A 17,027-nucleotide genomic window follows, 5' to 3' on the forward strand; every position below is an offset into this window, starting at 1 on the left:
TCACCTTTTAAAAAGCTTGTCTGCTTTTTTTATGAGCATGTCGCGCGCATCCGAATCTTCCGCACTTACATGCCTGAGAAGTTCTTCTACGAACTCTCTTTGCTCCGCTTCAAGTGAATCCGTCTCGCCTTCCACCTGCTCTACTGCAACTCCCGCCTGTTCAAATAATTCGATCGCATAAGGATGATTCCTATAGCTTTTTGCATAATAGACTTTCTTTATGCCGCTTTGAATGAGAGCTTTGCAGCACTGCAGGCAGGGAAAGTGGGTCACGTATATTTCCGCTCCCGCCGCCGGAACGCCGAATTTTGCACATTGAAGCAGCGCATTCATTTCAGCGTGGATAGTTCTTACACAATGGTTGTCGATGACGTAGCAGCCTTCATCTATGCAGTGCACCCCTCCGGCAATGGAGCCGTTGTAGCCGCCTGCTATAATCCTCTTGTCTCTTACAATGGTCGCTCCTACTGCAAGCCGCGTGCACGTGCTTCTTAATGCGAGCAAGTGGCTCTGGGCCATAAAATACTGATTCCAGGAAATTCTGTTCATATTATCCCCCATTTGTAAAAGTGCATGATCTTCTTCTAGTGTACTGATAGTTCTAAAACGCAGTCAATTCATTTTACTGAAATACTGTCTTTCACTTTTTCAAACGACTTTTCTCCGATCCCTGAAACATTCATAAGATCTTCAACGGCTTTAAAACCGCCTGCTTCCTCCCTGTAGGCAATAATGGCCTCTGCTTTTGCCGGGCCTATCCCTGTAAGGGTCTGCAGTTCCTCAGATGACGCCTTATTCAGGTTTACCACTTTATCTCCTCCCGCGCCAGAAGCATGTGCCCCTGCAGGCTGCTGAGTGAGTTCATTCGGGACTTCTCCAATCTTCGGAACCTGGACCACCATACCGTCTTCAAGCAGTGCTGCAAGGTTAATCTGTGCAGCATCCGCGTGTTCAGTAAGTCCCCCGGCAGCATCAATGACATGATGGTATCTTTCTCCAGGCTTCATCTCATAAACGCCGGGCGCTTTCACTTCACCCTTCACGTCCACAATGAGCTCCTCCGGCTGACTTTCCGCACTTTGATCGGTCGTGGTTTCTGCAGGCTCGGATTCCATTAATACAGCCTCTTCATCAAGCAAATCTGCCTTCCCGCCCCCTGAATCTTGCTCCTGAGATTGATAAATAAGCAGAAAAGCAGCTGCAGCGGCAATCAGAACAGCGATTTTATATTTTTTAAGTAATTTCATTTTCAGCTCCTTAGTTGTATTCATAAATGGGAAACAGATTTCATAAAGTGTAGGAGTAAGTATGATAAAAGGAGGGGATGACACATTGAACGCAGGTTTTATTGGAACAGGCAATATGGGGAAGATTCTGATTGAAGCGTTTATTGAATCTCATGCACTTAAGCCCTCAGACATTCATATTACAAACCGGACCTTTGAAAAAGCGGCAAACCTGAGAAAAGAGCATCCTAAACTGAACCTGTATTTAACGCCCGAAGAAATTGCTCGGCAAGCTGAGCTTATTTTTATATGCGTCAAGCCGCTTGATATTCACCCCCTGCTGCTGAAATTGTCACCCTATCTCCGGCATGATCAATGCATTATTTCCATTACTAGCCCAATCAGTGTCGAGCAGCTGCAGTCGGTTGTCAGCTGTCAGGTTGCCCGTGTGATACCGAGTATTACAAACCGGGCATTGTCAGGCGTTTCACTGCTGACATTCGGAAGATGCAGCGGGGATATGCGAAAGAAAATTGAAGAGCTCTTCCAGACCATCTCTCACCCCTTTACAATTGAAGATCAAATTACACGTGTCTCCTCGGATATTGTAAGCTGCGGGCCGGCATTCTTCAGTTATCTGCTTCAGAGGTTCATTGATGCAGCTGTCAGGGAAACAGACATCACAAAAAATCAGGCGGTCCAGCTTACCAGTGAAATGGTCGTCGGTCTCGGGAAGTTGCTTGAAAGCGAGAGGTATACACTGCCAACCCTTCAGGAGAAGGTGTGTGTAAAAGGCGGTGTTACGGGAGAGGGAATCAGTGTGATGGAATCTGAACTGGGCGATGTCTTTGAACACCTGTTTCAGAGGACCCATAAAAAATTTGATCAGGATCTGAGAGAAGTGGGAGAACAGTTCGGGAGATATGAGTGACTATACTAATCATTCTTCAAGCAGCCTTCTATTCCTTCTCCATACGAAAAAAAACCATCAAAAAAAATGATGGTTTTTTAGTGTTAACCCAGTAATCCGTTCTTTCGTGCTGTAAAAAAGATTCTCTCGGATTCTTCGTCAGGCTGATCCTCCGAAAAATCCGCACTTATCTCAAGCAGTTCCAGCCCTGCAGCCGCAATCATATCTTTATAGCAGTCAATGGAGTAGGTTCTTTGCATATGGAATTCATCGAAACGCTCATAAAAAGAATCACGCTTCACAAAAAAGGATAAATCGTGCTCGATGCTGCCGGGCTCATCGCCCAGGAAGCTGTTCCAAATAAAGCTTACGTCCTCATCATTTCCTGCAAAAGTTGCGCCATTAAAGATTTCATGAATTTTATATAATGAGTGCACATCAAAAATAAGCAGACCGCCTTCAGCCAGCTGGTCAAAGGATGCTTTGAAGGTACTTTGGACATCTTCTTTTGACTGCAGATAATTCAGGGAATCACAGCAAATAAAAACACCGTCAAATGATTGATTAAGATCGCTTTTTTCCCGCATATCATGCTGAAGATACTGGATGCTGAGACCAAGTTCGGCTGTCTTCTGATAAGCGACTGAAAGCATTTCTTCACTGATGTCCATGCCGGTAACAGCGTATCCCTTTTGCTTCAGCCTGATGGATATTTCCCCTGTACCGCAGCCTAAATCAAGGATGCGGCTGCCTCCGTTTCCAAATCTCTTCATTCTTTCATGAAGAAAATCCGTCCACTGTCCATACGGGACGTCTTTCATCAGCTCATCGTAAATTTCTGCGAACCCTTTATAAATCATGGAGTGAGAACATTCTCCAGATTCTCATGCGGAGCATCTCCCCATAGCTTTTCAAGCTTATAGTAACCCCGCTCTTCTTTATGGAAAACATGAGCGACAACATCTCCCATATCAATCAGGACCCAGCGTGCTTCATCGAAGCCTTCCAGACGTTTCACGTTAATCCCTTTTTCGCCTGCCTGATCTTTCATCTCTCTTGCGATTGCCTGAACCTGTTTGTCTGAATTCCCGTGACAAATCAGAAAGTAATCCGCAATTAATGAGATTCCTTCCATTTTAAGGGCAACAATATCTTCCCCTCTTTTGTCATCTGCTGCTTTTGCCATGATTTCCAATGTTTCTTTACCAGTCAATAGCTTGTTCCTCCTTTTTCTTCAAACACCAAATAATTATATGATTGCAGAGTCTGCGGATAAATGGGCTGATTTTTTTTCAGCAAAAACAGGATCGTATTTTTCATCGATGCCATCAGCGCCTGATTCAAATCGGTTTCAGCGATTTTGCGCACTTCCTCGGCACCGGGAAAAATTCTTCCGGGCTCGATGTAATCTGCCACATAAATGATTTTATCAAGCAGGGTCATGTTTTCTCTGCCTGAGGTATGGTAACGGATTGCATCAAGGATTTCTGCGTCCTCTATCCCCGCTTCCTTTTTCACAAGGTACGCCCCGACAGGAGCATGCCACAGCTCAGGACTGTGAATCAGCAGATCAGGGGCCATCTTCTGCTCCGTGATGATCTGCTTCATTTCTTCCTTGCTGCGGAACTTTGCATAATCGTGAAAAATAGCAGCTGTTTCTGCTTTTTTGAGGTCTCCCCCGTATCTGTCAGCGAGCTCGATCGCCGTTTCCATCACGCCGATTGTATGAACGTATCTGTGTTCTGTCAATTGTTCTTTTACAATAGCAAGTGCCTGATCACGATTCATATAAATGATTCTCCTCTATATATCCTATCACTTCTTGAGGCAGCAGAAAATCCGCTGACTGCTGCTGCCTGAACCGTTCCCTGATCATTGTGGAAGAAATCTCAATAATCGGAGCAGTGACTTCACAGACAGGATAGTCTGTCTCTGTTTGATAACCTTCCCGTTTCACCCCGACAAATTGAACAAGTTCAGTAAGCATGTCTATATTATGCCACTTCGGCAAATATTCGATCATATCCGCGCCAATGATAAAATAAAACGAGCAGTCAGGGTATTGTTCCTTCAAAAGAACGACCGTGTCATACGTATAAGAAGGCCCGACCCGCTCAAACTCAATACTCTGAACCTTAAATTCCGGCTTCTTTTCTGTACACAGCCTGAGCATATGCATGCGGTGAAGGCTGTCTGAAATTTCTTCTGAGTCTTTATGGGGAGGGTTCTGGTTCGGCATGAACCAGATTTCGTGAAGGTGAAGAGCACTTAGAACTTCATTTGCCATAATTAAATGTCCAAAATGAGGAGGATCGAATGTCCCTCCAAATATCCCAATCTTCTTCATCCTTCAGCCTCCTTGTTATCTGGGCAGCTTCAGCTGCTTGTTCTCTCTGGACTCTTTGTAAAGAACAATCGTATTGCCGATTACCTGCACAAGTTCAGCTCTTGCGCCTTTTGAAAGGGCTGCTGCAACTGTATCTCTGTCTTCTTCGCAGTTTTGCAGCACACTTACTTTTATTAATTCTCTCGCTTCAAGCACATCTGCGATTTGCTGAATCATATTGTCATTGACCCCGCCTTTTCCTACTTGAAAAATCGGGTTCAAATGGTGAGCTTCTGAACGCAAAAAGCGTTTTTGTTTTCCTGTTAACATGAATTTCCTCCTAATTGTGCAAATACGAGCTTACTCATTCTTGCAGTATCCGGTTTTTCACCGGTCCATATTTCAAATGAAAGGGCCGCTTGATAAACAAACATGCCAACCCCGTTCAGGATTCTAGCACCTGCTTTTTCCGCTTCTGTCAGAAAAGCGGTTTTTACCGGATTGTACACGATGTCGCTTACAATCGTCCCTCTTCGGATATTGCTTGCCGCAAAGGGCTTTTCTGTTTCATTTGGATGCATGCCGATGGCCGTTGTCTGGATGATGACATCATAATCAGATAAAAGAGATTCCGCCTCGCTTAATGAAAAGACGTTTCCATCGACCTTATGCGGACACTCCTCCATAAGCATGCGAGCTTTTTCAGGCGTCCGGTTGGCAAGATCAATGGCTGATGCGCCCTCTGATGCGAGTGTGTAAAAAATGGCCCTGGCAGCCCCTCCAGCACCGATAATCAAATACCTCTGCTCATGCAGTGGCTTTTCCATCAGCTGCTTCAGTGATGCCAAATATCCCTGTCCATCTGTATTATACCCGATCAATCTGCCCTCTTTATTCAAAACGGTATTAACAGCGCCAAGCAGCTCTGCGCTTTGATCAAGTTCATCCAAAAAAGGGATAATGGAAATTTTATGAGGAATGGTCACGTTGAATCCGGCAATGCCAAGCGCTCTTGCACCTTCAACCGCAGCTTTGAGGTGTTCTTTTTCCACATGAAAAGCATGATAGGCCGCACTTATTTTCTTATGCTGAAGCTGATCATTGTGAATAAGCGGCGACATCGAGTGTCCGACCGGACATCCTATAAGACCGTATACTTTGTTCAAAAGAATCTCTCCCCGTTAAATTAAGGATGATCTTAATGTAACATTTACGCCTTTAGGCGCGTAAGCCGTTACTTTTTTGTTTCCTTCATTGACAGTTACCCATCCAAGTCCGGAAAAGACAATGTCAGTCTTATCATCCTTAATTGTAAATTCATGAGCTGTCAGTTCCGGGAAGCTTCCGAGCTGGTCTTTTCTTGGCGGAGTCAGCATGTCTCCTGCATGGCGTTCATACAGCTCGTCTGCATTTTCAAGCTTTGTGCGGTGAATCGTAATTTCTGCAGGCACATAGCACGTAAGAGACGTTCTTCCGCCGCTCACGTAGTCAAGACGGGCAAGACCGCCAAAGAATAGAGTCTGAGACTCGTTCAGCTGAAAAACCTTTGGCTTGATCTCTTTTTTTGGAGACAGCAGTTTTAAGTCTTTTTTATCGACGAAATGGGCCATCTGATGGTGGTTAATAATACCCGGAGTATCATATAAAGCTGATCCGTCATCAAGCGGAATTTCAATAAGATCGAGCGTTGTACCAGGAAAATGCGATGTGGTAATCACATCTTTTTCACCCGTCACTTCTTTAATAATGCGGTTGATGAAGGTGGACTTGCCGACATTTGTGCAACCGACGACATAGACATCCTGTCCGTTCCGGTATTCTTCAATCGCTTCAGTGACTTCCGGAATGCCCTGGCCTCTTGCAGAGCTGATCAGAAATACATCCACAGCGTTTAAGCCGAGTTCCTTAGCTTCCCGTTTCATCCAGTTGGTCAATTTTTGTCTCTTGACCGACTTTGGAAGAATATCCGCTTTATTTCCGACGAGCAGAATCGGGTTGCCTCCGACAAAACGCTGAAGGCCGCTCAGCCAGCTGCCGTTAAAGTCGAAGATATCAACGATTTTCACCACAAGTGCGTTCGTGTCGCCGATACTGTGAAGGATTTTCAGAAAGTCATCATCTGTCAGTGAAACATCCTGAATTTCATTATAGTTTTTTAGGCGGAAGCACCTTTGGCAAATGATCTGTTCCTTTTGCAAAGCGCTCTCCGGTGCATATCCAAGCTCGTCCGGATGTTCTGTCTGTATTTTCACACCGCAGCCGATGCAGACAAATTGTTCCTCTGTCACGTTTAATCCTCCCACTGAATCAAGCCTTTTCTTTTCAGAACAGCAAGAATTCTTCTTTCAATTTTGCGGTTAAGTCTCGTTACAAAACCGTCAGTAGATGCAACAGGCACGACTAAAATCGTATGAAAACCGTTGCGGTTGCCGCCAAGGACATCTGTCAGCAGCTGATCGCCAATCACAACAACATCCTTTTTATCAAGCTCCATGTTTTTCAGAGCTCTGCGGAATGCTTTGCCCATCGGTTTTCTTGCTTTATAGATGAAAGGAATTTGAAGGGGATCTGAGAAAGAGCGCACCCGTTTTTCTACATTATTAGAAACAATGGTAACCTTGATGCCATGTTCTTTTACATCTTTGAACCATTCAATAAGTTTCGGAGTGGCACTTGGACGGTCCCATTCTACCAGGGTGTTGTCAAGGTCGGTGATGATGCCTTTTACTCCTCTGTCTTTTAATGCCTGTGGAGAGATTTCATAAATATTCTTCACGTACTCTCCCGGCAGAAATAATTTCAACATTCTATAAACACCTCATCGGACATTTTTTAGCCAAACTACATCATATCTGATTTTAATCTTTCTTTCAAAAGAAACTTGGCATTCTGCAGAAATTCAGAAGAAATCCGGTAAATTTTTCGACAAAATGTTCGGCCTTCCGTTCTGTGGATAAGTCTATTCACATTGTTCACTCATATAGATTCCTCTGCTGATAGGATTATAAACAAGATATTAACAGCTTATCCACTTTCTTCTGTGGATAACAGAACGATTGTTCTATTTTATATTTCGTGTTAGATTGGATTTACTAGAAGAAAATAACATAAAAGTATATGCATGGTGCTTACTTTATAGAACATTATTTCCATAATGGAGGTGCAAGCCGGCAAGCCGGCGATCCTATGAGAAAACTTTCCGATGAACTGCTCATTGAATCCTACTATAAAGCGACAGAAATGCAGCTGAGCGAAGATTTTATAGAACTGATCAAAAAAGAGATCAAACGCCGGTCATTGACTCACGTTTTAAAAGCTTCGAGCTGACTTTTAAAACGTGAAGCTCTCTTCTTTTGCGCTTATCAGCCAATCCCGCGAAAACCTTAACCTCTCCCCGAGACTCTGCAAATGCCGCTTTATTCTTTTCAAAAAGGAGAACAGCAGCCGGTCCAAAAAATAAGCCAGCTCCTCTCCTTTTTCATCCTTTCCTTAGCATGAGTCAATTCAATCGTATTTATAAACAGCGCCTGGCTTAACATGGATTGATGATTAACCTGGACGAATCACATGATTTGGGTTATCATCAAATGTTCATGCTTCTTTTTTCATGCTTATTTATAAAGAAATCATTGGAAAATTATTGTTATAAATGTTCATCCTCCAAAAAAATATCTTTACTACTGTCAATATCATGCATAGAATAAAAGTAGGCCTGAATAGGTCATTTATGCTATTTAAGGAAGTGCCATTATGTTTTTAGCAGGCTATATCGATGCCACATTAAAAAAAATAAAAGCAAATACCGCCAACATGCTGACCCTTGTGAATCTTGGACTGGGCGGCTTCGCCATTATCTATACTCTTAACGACGTGCTGAAGCTGAGTCTTCTGCTTATTTTTCTTGCTGCTCTTGCTGACAGGTTTGACGGAATGGTTGCCAGAAAATTCAACATCGAGTCCGAACTCGGCAAACAATTGGATTCAATGAGTGATATTATATCATTTGGTGTTGCTCCGGCACTACTTATTTATAAAGGAATTCTTTTTGAGCTCGGGGCGCCGGGAGCTTTTTTCGCCGTTTTATTTATAGGATGCGGTGCTTTCAGACTTGCCAGATTTAACATTACAGATAACTGCGGATTTTTCAGTGGACTGCCAATAACAGCAGCCGGATGCATCGCCACCCTCAGTTATTTATGGAAAGACTTCATGCCGGTGCATTCCTATATGTTCCTTCTGATGATTCTTTCTTTTTGTATGATCTCATCCTTCAGAATCCGCAAAATGTAAAAAACACCTCAGCCGAGGTGTTTTTTTTTGGCTATTTGCAGCAATAGTTATTGTAGTAATAGCCTCCTCCTAAAACAAGCAGCAGGATCAGCAATACGACAATAAAAGCGTACCAATAGCCAAAGCCCGCGTAAGGTGCTTAGGGATAAGGATAAGGATATGGTGCAGGCGGTCCGTAGAATGGTGTGCAAGAGCGCATGAGTAAGACCTCCTTTTAAACTGTTCCCTCTAAATTATGTGACACTCAACTAATTGGTATAGGCTATAGCCATAGATTGTCAGCTCATTTAATAAATATTGCCTATTTTTCAAAAAAAGGGTTTACAATTTATCCTTTCGTGGATATAATTACCATTGTAATCAAAACTACGAAAAGGGAGGTCGAATCAAATGTCAATCATGTCAGTGTCAGCACAATGGAATGCAGCTCAATTGAATATACGTCTATTCGGCCGAACTGGTAAACGGTAATTATCCTATTGTCCTTACCGCCGCAGGTTGAGTAGCATTCTCCTGCGGCGTTTTTATGTCCATTTTTATAAAACGCGACACGCCACAGGTATGCCCTGTGGCGTTTTTGTGTCTTTAAATGCTCTTTTCGCAAAATTTGCAGGCATTAGATGATGCATATTACGAGAGTGGACTGAAGCGGAAAGGAACGGTATCGTTTACCAAAAACCTGAACTCATTATTATCATTTAAAGGAGGTGAGAAAAAATGACGATCAACCTATTATTTGTATCACTTACAATCAACCGCAGAAAACAGACGCTTGAACAAGTGCAGCACGAAGAACAAGTTTTCAAATCATACGAAGCCATGCAGAATAAATGCTTCCAAATGTATAACGGCATCTAATGAACAAAAAAAACAACAAAGAAAAACAGGAGGTGAAACGATATGACGATCAACCTATTGTTTGTAAGCCTGACAATCGAACGCAGAAAAAAATCAATCGAAGAGATCCACCACGAAGAACAAGTCTACAAATCTTATGAAGCCATGATGAACAAATGCTTCCAAATGTATAACGGAAACTAACACCCCACCATACTTAAAAAACGAAAGGAGAGAGCGAAAATGATGATTCAAATGAAACTCAGAATGCACCTTAATGTGGAGAAGGATACCGGCTAGAAAAGCGGAGCCGGCCGAAACCTGACATATACCAACATAAAAAAGCGAAGATCTTTTTAAAAGATCTTCGCTTTTTTCATCCCTTCCCCTTTTGCCGGCCCTTCTGCTGGCCCTTTTTTTCCTTTTCCGCCCTGTAAAATTCATGGAACATTTTCATGAGTGCCCTCTTTTCGATCCTCGACACGTAACTCCTTGAGATGCCCAGCTCCTTTGCGATTTCCCGCTGCGTTTTCTCTTTTTGCAGGTCAAGGCCGAATCTGCCTACAATGACTTCTTTCTCCCGTTCATCCAGAATATCGATAAATTCTTTTACTTTTTCTAGTTCCATGTTCAGCTGAATCGTATCGATGACGTCTTCTGACTCTGATTTCAGCACGTCAATCAGGCTGATTTCGTTCCCCTCTTTATCCTGGCCGATCGGATCATGAAGGGAGACGTCCTTTTTGGTTTTCTTTAATGCCCTCAGATGCATGAGGATTTCATTTTCAATACATCTTGCCGCGTACGTAGCGAGCTTTGTGCCCTTGCCTTCTGAATAGCTTTCAATTGCTTTTATCAGACCAATCGTGCCGATTGAAATAAGGTCCTCCGAGTCCTCGCCGGTATTTTCAAATTTCTTGATTTTGCAAACTCAATTCAGGGTCTGATTTCTGAGACGGTGCATTAATAGCTCCTAAGATTGTTACATTAACTGTTTCAAGATCTTCTTCAAATTTCAAGACTATTTCATTAATCAAATTTTCAATAATGTATCTTTTTTCTTTAAATGACAGTAAGAATGAATTTTTTTCAAGCATACTTGAAACATTTGAAATAACTTCTTTGATTAAGTTTTCATCACTAATATAGGCATTGTAGTCATTAAGATAGTTTTGATATTTCTTTTGCTCTTCATCCAAAGTTTTTATTTCAGAAGAAATTTTAAGAAATTCAGCAGACATTTCTTCTTCTTCTATAAACCCTTTGACGAAAAGCTGCTTAACCCGCTCCCTTTCTTTCTGTTTTTTGTTCAATTGTGTTCCTAGCCTTTTGAGCGTAATTTCAATATCATCTATAGAACCTAGATGATTTTCTTTAAAAGTGCCAATTAACTCCTCAGGTGAATTAATTATTTTTATTACTGTATTCCAAATAAAACTTTCTAATAGGTCCGCTCTAATGGACCTACTTTGACATTTTTGAACACTAGGCCCATATTTTTTGGGAAATAGGTTAGGGCACCTATATACGGGATATTTATTTACTTCTCCTGTGATTTTATTCTTTTTACTATTGTAGGTCGTTGCTTGGTACATTCTTCCACAATAGCTGCATCTTAATATAGATTTTAAAAGGTACTCATATTTCTGATTACCAGACTTTTTTGTGTTTTTCACTTTTTGTTCCTGAGCAAGTTTAAATAAGTCTTCATCAATTAGAGCTGGAACGTCTATGATAATCCAATCTGTAGGATCCCTAACCGTATACTCTTTTCGAGGTTTACCAGATGCGGTCCTTTCACCTTTAACTTTTCTAGACTTTCTTCTATTGTAATAATACTTTCCAGTATAAATTGGCGATGTAAGAATACGTCTAATAGAACTTGCATTCCAATTCTTACTTTCTTTTCGTTTTGGTTCAGCTCCCAGTTCATATAGCTTATTACCAATTTCACGAAGAGTTAATTTGTCATATACATACCATTCATAAATCTTTTTTACAAAGAATTCTTCATCCCTATTTATTGTAAGTTGTGAATTAGTTAAATCATACCCATAAGGTGGTACTCTCATAGGCATAACTTTCTTTTCTTTTCTTACTGCCTCTAGTCTCCCTCTCGTAGTTCTTTTTTTAATAAGAGCTAATTCATATTGAGCAATTGAACTTTGCATATTAAAGAAGAGTTGACCTTCAGGAGTATTCTTATATTCTGTATCCACAAAGATGAGTTCTACATCGAATCTTTGCAACTCTCTACAAATTAAGAGTTTGTCGGTTAGATCCCTGCTTAATCGGTCAGGGTGTACGCAAATAACTGTCTTTACTAACCCTTTAGAAACATCTTCTCTTAAGTTGTTCAATTCCGGCCTATCCAAGTCTTCTCCTGAAACTCCTTCTTCTCTATACAGACTAATTTCGCTTGATTTGACATTAAGCTCTGTAGCTTTTTTAAAACATAACTCCTTTTGAGAATCAAGACTATATCCATCAATTGCTTGCGAACCAGTTGATACACGTATATAGATAGCTGTTTTCAATGTACTCACCCTGTTGACTGATTTATTTGTCTTTCAAATCAAACGCTTTTCTTAATAAGAAATTAAAAATGGATTTCTTCGCATTGAATAATGGATGGTTTGAATCCAACTTCGCATTGGTTTTTAAAAATTCATCCTTATCACTAAGCTTTATTTTAATCGGTTTTCTCATAGGTCTCCCCCCTATAGCTCTAACTTATATCTATGCGGGAATGCTCGTACACATTGCTCCCTTAATTACCTTGATGCTCAGTCATTGATACATAAGAGTTGTTATGTGCTTAACCAATAATTCCCTTGAATAGGAGCCTGGCTATGGATTATGTAACTGCTTTAGACAATTTCATTACTTATTTGAAATTCGAAAGAGAAAGCTCTTCTCACACTTTATCCGCGTACAGGAGGGATATTTTGGATTTCATTGATTTTTTGAACGTTAATACGGACTTAGAAATTATTGACGTAAAAAAAAGCATCTGCAAAGATTACGTTCATCACTTATACACAATAAAAAACTACAAAGGCAATACAGTTAGAAGAAAAATTTACGCAGTAAATTCTTTCTATAACTTTCTACTGGACGAGGAAATAATTTCTGAAAACCCATTTAGAAAAGTTAGATTACCAAATAAAAGGAGGAACATACCGGTTTTTCTGACTACTCAAGAACTGGATAAGTTAATTTTCACAGCTGAAAGACACCCCAACAAAACATCAGGAATGAGAGATCTAATTTGCATTAGCATATTAAGATACACAGGTTGCCGAAGAAATGAATTATTAAATCTAAAATGGAAACACATAAATTTCATCGATGGTTCAATTAAATTTACTGGTAAGGGTAATAAGGAACGTTTGGTACCAATTCACCCGAAATTAATGAAGTATCTTCAGAAATATAACCTCCAATCAGAATCAAATTGGGAGGGTTACATTGTTAAAGGACAAAAAAACAATAAACTTTCCAACTCAAGTCTAAAAAAAATTACAGAAAAATACCTTGTCTTCTCAGGTCTATCTAATAAGAGTATTACGCCTCACAAGATTCGGCATAGCTTTGCTTCTGAATTGTTAAGAAATGGCGTTGACATTCGTTTAATTCAGCAATGGTTGGGTCACGAAGAAATTACCACTACAGCCATCTATACGCACGTTACCTTTGATCAGTTAAAAAATGTATGGAGTGATGAAGTATGAAAAAAAGACTATCTGTAAAAGAGGTAACCTTCGTAGTACAAGAAAACTCGGGAGATCTGTGGTATGAAGAAATAAATAACTGGATTTTTCATTCGTCTTTTGCAAATAGAAATCAGCATTTTTCAAAAAATGAAAACAAGCTTTTGTAGGGTTAAGTGGCTTTTATCAATACTGGAAAGACATCTAAGAAATGAATCCGCACTGAAAAGAGGTATTTTATGACAAATAATAATACTCGTGAAGACTTCTATGCAGTTTACAGACGAGTTTCTTCGGATAGACAGGTTGAAAACGGTGAATCTTTAGAAACTCAATATGCTTTAGCTGAAAATTTTGTTATGAAGCAAGATAAACAAATTCACCTTCTTGATTATTGTGAACAGGGTATTTCCGCTAGCAAGATACACTATTTAAAAAGACCTGCATTAAATAGGATGCTCGAAGATGCAAGAAAAGGATTATTTTCAACACTCTTGGTTTTTAAACGAGACAGATTAGATCGATCCAATGATTTCCACATAATAAAATATCTTTTAATAAAAGCTAAAGTGAAAATTGTTTATCTCGATCCTAACGAGCTTAACATTCAAGATGATATCTATGGGAATTTACTTGAATCGGTAATAACATCTATCGCTGCTATTGAGCCTAAATTAACTTCAATTAGAGTGAAGTCTTATTTCGAAGAGAAATCAAAAAAAGGATTATGGAAAACCGGCAAGCCACCATATGGGTTATATTACGACAAAGAAACTTCCTCACTAATCTCCATTCCAAATGAGAGCGAGGTAATCAAAAAAATATTTCATTATTACGTTTATGAAAAATTAGGTTATAGGAGCATTGCAATTAAGCTTAATAATGAAAATATTCCTTTTAGAAATAACAAAGGTATTGAAAAGCAATGGTCCACTTCAAACATTAAGTCAATTATTTCTAACCCTATATATAAAGGATATATTAGACTAAATAAAGATGATGGAAGTAATGGGTTAATTCAATCAACAGAAATGGACACGCCCATCATCCCCCCTACCATTTTTGATATGGCAGAGCAAATAAAGTTGAATAGGCGAAATTATACTGTAACGCCTAGAGAAATAAAAACAAATTTTTTACTAAGTAAAATTCTCTATTGCAGCTGTGGTAACAAAATGATTGGAGTAGATAATTCGTACTCATACATCTCTAAGAGAACCGGAGAAAAATCATATAGGAAGTATATATACTACAGCTGCGGTTTATATGCTCAAGGAAAACATAAAGGTATTTGCAATGTAAAAAGAATTAATGCAGATATACTCCATAAAATTACCATCGACAAGTGTTGTAAATTATTTGAGCCAAGTAATTATGACAGAACATTAGATAAGCTTGAAATCAAGCAAACAGAAGCAATCTGTGAAACAAAAATAAGGATTAAAGAAATTAGCCGAAGAGTTTCAGAAATGAATCGTAAAATTGAAGTCATATTTGAAAACCTTGAAGCATCAACTCAAATAGAGATCGTAAAGAAATACGAAAAAAGGTTGGAACTAAGAACAAATGAATTAAAAAATTTGCAAACTGAACTTTCACACCAAAAAAGATATTATAACGATTTAAAAGAAAAGGTTTGGACTTTAGAAGAGGTAAGTGAGAAGTTGAAAAATTGGGGTTACAAAATTTATGAAGTTAAACCAGAAGTGCAGCGTAGAATGCTCCTTGATGTAATAAGTAAGGTTCAGTTGAACGAACAGGGAGAGCTTTTTATAGAGCTAAAATTAAGCCTAGACAATTTCGAAGCAAGAAATAAGGAAGAAGGTGCACATAACAACTCTTATGTGCACCTTTTTCCTTATTTTATATTTGAAAGGGTTTTTTTTACTTTCAATGGTATTATGCTATCTAGATTCCATTTTATACATAGAATCTTAAGTTTTTAAGTGGTAATTTTTAGAATGTTTATTATTATGGCTATGCAAAATAATATGATTAGACAACTCCCCCCGACAAGAGAAAGTTGTCTAACTCAGAAAACTTAGCGATACCCCTTGTAAATATTGAGATTTTTTTGCTATCTACAATACAAAAGGATGTGATCACTATATTTTTATTATGAACAAAAGGGTGATTGTTACTCTTATTTATTTAAGAAAAACAAAAAAAATAAAAAAAAATAAAAAAGGTCCAAAAATATATTGAATCCCCGCAAAAGTATCTCATTAATATGGAAAAAAGGGTGATGCCCGATTAAATCATTAGATACAAAGGAGAGAGCTGATTTTGAATGAGCAAAAAACCTAATTGCGTATCTGTAAAATCAACAATTGAGACCTATCTCGGCTTAGTAACAACTGAAAATACCTTCAAAGTGAAACTTTTTTGGCTAAACAAATTCACAGCTACTTTACCAAAATGCAATGAAACTTTTGTATCAGAGATATCAATTGATCACATAAATAAATGCCTAAAAAAATGGCACGAAGAGTATGACAACTCAAATACATTTAATTTGGGCAGGCAAGTTTTGCTTGGTTTTATTAAGTGGCTCAAGGATGAAGACTTTGTCAGTATAACTCTAAAGAAGACGAATACCATTTGCAGAAAGAAGCCGAATAGTGGTTATAGAGCTCCATATGAAAACCGAGAAATTAAAGAATTAGTTAAGCAGGCTAAAAACAGTACGGATAAAAGATGCTTGTTGGTAATGATCTTACTAGTTACCATTGCTCCCAGAGCCTCCGAAATAGCAAAATTAAGATGGAAAGATGTTTTCAGAAAAAATTCGTACATTACCTTACAAAGAAAAGGAGGTGAATTACAGGAAATACCTATATGTTGTGAGATTTCCAATCTTTTCGATCAGCTTTATATATATCTTTCAGAGCCCGATCAAAACACGTACGTTTTTTCATCAGATAAAAAAGCGGTTCCTGATCGATTTGAAATTTACAGAATAATCAAGCAACTATCGGCGGTATCTAATGTCAGTTTTAAAGGAGTTCATATTTTCCGTAATAACTTAGCTAATGAATTTGATGAACTCAAGATAGAAAATTCAATTTTTTTGAAAAACTTTGGCTGGAAAGACGAAAGAATGAAACAAATTTATGTGACTAGTACTAATGATGAGAAGATGAAAAACATTCAAAAAAGTCTTTTGGAATCTAAGGATTTAAGGAGGGGTATTAATGACAAAGCGTTCTAAACAGATATATGATGAACTCCTGTATGAATACGCAGATGAAAACCTGAGGGTGAAAATTGATAATGAATTGTTTAAAGATTTAAAAATTAACAAACCTTCTTTCACGAGAATGTCAAAGAAGTGGGTTGAGTCAGATATCGCCAAATGGGTCGATACAAGCACAATTCAACTTATCATTAAAGAGTCAGATGCTCCTGAAGACATTGCCATTGAAGAAGAGGATCCGTTTTCAAAAAACAGAGAAGTAAATTTAGATAACACTGAAAATTCCAGCAGTGCTCAAGTGCCAAATTATTTATTGGTATTTGTATCAGAAATGATTGAAAGAAAGCTCAACACCAAGCTATCTAAAGAATTGAATCTTTATCTCAGGAAAAAAATTGTATCATTTGATGACTGGGAAAATGCAGTTAAAAACATCCTCATCTCAGATATTCCTGAGGAGCAGCTAAAATTATACTTGGATTCACTGTTGAATAAAGTGGCTTTTTAAAGCGAATTTTTATAGGGATCT

The 17,027-nt window shown here is 39.0% G+C and carries 21 protein-coding genes and 1 pseudogene; 9 read left to right on the forward strand and 13 right to left on the reverse strand.

Going from position 1 to position 17,027, the window contains the following annotated elements:
* Together JOJ89_RS14800 and JOJ89_RS14805 are read right to left on the reverse strand one after the other, a co-directional pair.
* Nucleotides 1–549: a ComE operon protein 2 gene (locus tag JOJ89_RS14800; RefSeq protein ID WP_029566739.1), complete on the reverse strand. Its 549-nt coding sequence runs from the start codon at nucleotides 547–549 to the stop codon at nucleotides 1–3.
* Nucleotides 550–617: 68 nt separating this feature from the next.
* The gene (locus JOJ89_RS14805) at nucleotides 618–1,247 is read right to left on the reverse strand and encodes a helix-hairpin-helix domain-containing protein (RefSeq protein WP_203288149.1); all 630 of its coding nucleotides are present in this window, start codon (nucleotides 1,245–1,247) and stop codon (nucleotides 618–620) included.
* 85 nt (nucleotides 1,248–1,332) lie between these two features.
* Here JOJ89_RS14805 and comER point away from each other — a divergent pair, with 85 nt between their 5' ends.
* On the forward strand, nucleotides 1,333–2,157 hold the full coding sequence (comER, locus tag JOJ89_RS14810) for a late competence protein ComER (protein ID WP_029279526.1): 825 nt from the start codon (nucleotides 1,333–1,335) through the stop codon (nucleotides 2,155–2,157).
* Nucleotides 2,158–2,240: 83 nt separating this feature from the next.
* On the opposite strand, the gene JOJ89_RS14815 is transcribed toward comER, so the two are convergent.
* The 8 genes from JOJ89_RS14815 to JOJ89_RS14850 are packed head-to-tail and all read right to left on the reverse strand — an operon-like array spanning nucleotide 2,241 to nucleotide 7,268.
* A complete protein-coding gene (locus JOJ89_RS14815; protein ID WP_029279524.1) occupies nucleotides 2,241–2,996 on the reverse strand; it encodes a class I SAM-dependent DNA methyltransferase in 756 nt (251 codons plus the stop codon).
* On the reverse strand, nucleotides 2,993–3,322 hold the full coding sequence (gene rsfS, locus JOJ89_RS14820) for a ribosome silencing factor (RefSeq protein WP_029279522.1): 330 nt from the start codon (nucleotides 3,320–3,322) through the stop codon (nucleotides 2,993–2,995). Before rsfS ends, JOJ89_RS14815 begins: the two co-directional genes overlap by 4 nt.
* Before the next feature lie 23 nt (nucleotides 3,323–3,345).
* On the reverse strand, nucleotides 3,346–3,924 hold the full coding sequence (gene yqeK, locus JOJ89_RS14825; RefSeq protein WP_029279520.1) for a bis(5'-nucleosyl)-tetraphosphatase (symmetrical) YqeK: 579 nt from the start codon (nucleotides 3,922–3,924) through the stop codon (nucleotides 3,346–3,348).
* Nucleotides 3,914–4,483: a nicotinate-nucleotide adenylyltransferase gene (locus JOJ89_RS14830; RefSeq protein ID WP_029279518.1), complete on the reverse strand. Its 570-nt coding sequence runs from the start codon at nucleotides 4,481–4,483 to the stop codon at nucleotides 3,914–3,916. Before JOJ89_RS14830 ends, yqeK begins: the two co-directional genes overlap by 11 nt.
* 15 nt (nucleotides 4,484–4,498) lie before the next feature.
* A complete protein-coding gene (gene yhbY / locus JOJ89_RS14835; RefSeq protein ID WP_029279516.1) occupies nucleotides 4,499–4,792 on the reverse strand; it encodes a ribosome assembly RNA-binding protein YhbY in 294 nt (97 codons plus the stop codon).
* Nucleotides 4,786–5,628, reverse strand: coding sequence for a shikimate dehydrogenase (aroE, locus tag JOJ89_RS14840; protein WP_029279514.1), 843 nt, complete (start codon nucleotides 5,626–5,628; stop codon nucleotides 4,786–4,788). The genes yhbY and aroE overlap by 7 nt, the downstream gene beginning before the upstream one ends.
* Before the next feature lie 15 nt (nucleotides 5,629–5,643).
* On the reverse strand, nucleotides 5,644–6,750 hold the full coding sequence (gene yqeH / locus JOJ89_RS14845) for a ribosome biogenesis GTPase YqeH (RefSeq protein ID WP_029279512.1): 1,107 nt from the start codon (nucleotides 6,748–6,750) through the stop codon (nucleotides 5,644–5,646).
* Between the two features lie 2 nt (nucleotides 6,751–6,752).
* The gene (locus JOJ89_RS14850) at nucleotides 6,753–7,268 is read right to left on the reverse strand and encodes a YqeG family HAD IIIA-type phosphatase (RefSeq protein ID WP_029279510.1); all 516 of its coding nucleotides are present in this window, start codon (nucleotides 7,266–7,268) and stop codon (nucleotides 6,753–6,755) included.
* Between the two features lie 380 nt (nucleotides 7,269–7,648).
* On the opposite strand from JOJ89_RS14850, the gene sda reads away from it, so the two are divergent.
* The 4 genes from sda to JOJ89_RS14870 all read left to right on the forward strand — a co-directional run bounded on the left by sda (nucleotide 7,649) and on the right by JOJ89_RS14870 (nucleotide 9,793).
* Entirely contained in the window at nucleotides 7,649–7,789 is a 141-nt protein-coding gene (gene sda / locus JOJ89_RS14855) for a sporulation histidine kinase inhibitor Sda (RefSeq protein ID WP_029279508.1), read from the forward strand.
* A gap of 423 nt (nucleotides 7,790–8,212) precedes the next feature.
* On the forward strand, nucleotides 8,213–8,752 hold the full coding sequence (gene pssA / locus JOJ89_RS14860) for a CDP-diacylglycerol--serine O-phosphatidyltransferase (protein ID WP_029279506.1): 540 nt from the start codon (nucleotides 8,213–8,215) through the stop codon (nucleotides 8,750–8,752).
* A gap of 717 nt (nucleotides 8,753–9,469) precedes the next feature.
* Nucleotides 9,470–9,610 carry a YrzI family small protein gene (locus JOJ89_RS14865; protein ID WP_081414168.1) on the forward strand — a complete coding sequence of 47 codons (141 nt, stop codon included), beginning with the start codon at nucleotides 9,470–9,472 and terminating at the stop codon, nucleotides 9,608–9,610.
* A gap of 42 nt (nucleotides 9,611–9,652) precedes the next feature.
* Nucleotides 9,653–9,793, forward strand: coding sequence for a YrzI family small protein (locus JOJ89_RS14870; protein WP_081414169.1), 141 nt, complete (start codon nucleotides 9,653–9,655; stop codon nucleotides 9,791–9,793).
* 172 nt (nucleotides 9,794–9,965) lie between these two features.
* Here JOJ89_RS14870 and sigK read toward each other — a convergent pair.
* The 3 genes and pseudogenes from sigK to JOJ89_RS14885 all read right to left on the reverse strand — a co-directional run.
* Nucleotides 9,966–10,511, reverse strand: a pseudogene (gene sigK, locus JOJ89_RS14875) (RNA polymerase sporulation sigma factor SigK); the annotation flags it as partial.
* Nucleotides 10,498–12,126: a recombinase family protein gene (locus JOJ89_RS14880; protein WP_203288151.1), complete on the reverse strand. Its 1,629-nt coding sequence runs from the start codon at nucleotides 12,124–12,126 to the stop codon at nucleotides 10,498–10,500. The pseudogene sigK and the gene JOJ89_RS14880, both read right to left, overlap by 14 nt.
* A gap of 22 nt (nucleotides 12,127–12,148) precedes the next feature.
* A complete protein-coding gene (locus JOJ89_RS14885; RefSeq protein ID WP_203288153.1) occupies nucleotides 12,149–12,298 on the reverse strand; it encodes a hypothetical protein in 150 nt (49 codons plus the stop codon).
* Nucleotides 12,299–12,441: 143 nt separating this feature from the next.
* Here JOJ89_RS14885 and JOJ89_RS14890 point away from each other — a divergent pair, with 143 nt between their 5' ends.
* The 4 genes from JOJ89_RS14890 (at nucleotide 12,442) to JOJ89_RS14905 (ending at nucleotide 17,006) form a co-directional block, all read left to right on the forward strand.
* Nucleotides 12,442–13,323, forward strand: coding sequence for a tyrosine-type recombinase/integrase (locus JOJ89_RS14890; RefSeq protein ID WP_203288155.1), 882 nt, complete (start codon nucleotides 12,442–12,444; stop codon nucleotides 13,321–13,323).
* 218 nt (nucleotides 13,324–13,541) lie between these two features.
* The gene (locus JOJ89_RS14895; RefSeq protein WP_203288157.1) at nucleotides 13,542–15,248 is read left to right on the forward strand and encodes a recombinase family protein; all 1,707 of its coding nucleotides are present in this window, start codon (nucleotides 13,542–13,544) and stop codon (nucleotides 15,246–15,248) included.
* A 344-nt stretch (nucleotides 15,249–15,592) separates the two neighbouring features.
* A complete protein-coding gene (locus tag JOJ89_RS14900; RefSeq protein WP_203288159.1) occupies nucleotides 15,593–16,513 on the forward strand; it encodes a tyrosine-type recombinase/integrase in 921 nt (306 codons plus the stop codon).
* Entirely contained in the window at nucleotides 16,497–17,006 is a 510-nt protein-coding gene (locus JOJ89_RS14905; protein ID WP_203288161.1) for a hypothetical protein, read from the forward strand. The genes JOJ89_RS14900 and JOJ89_RS14905 overlap by 17 nt, the downstream gene beginning before the upstream one ends.
* Nucleotides 17,007–17,027 lie beyond the last annotated feature (21 nt).

It is taken from the genome of Metabacillus sp. cB07 (assembly GCF_016839225.1).
Classification (GTDB): domain Bacteria; phylum Bacillota; class Bacilli; order Bacillales; family Bacillaceae; genus Bacillus_P; species Bacillus_P indicus.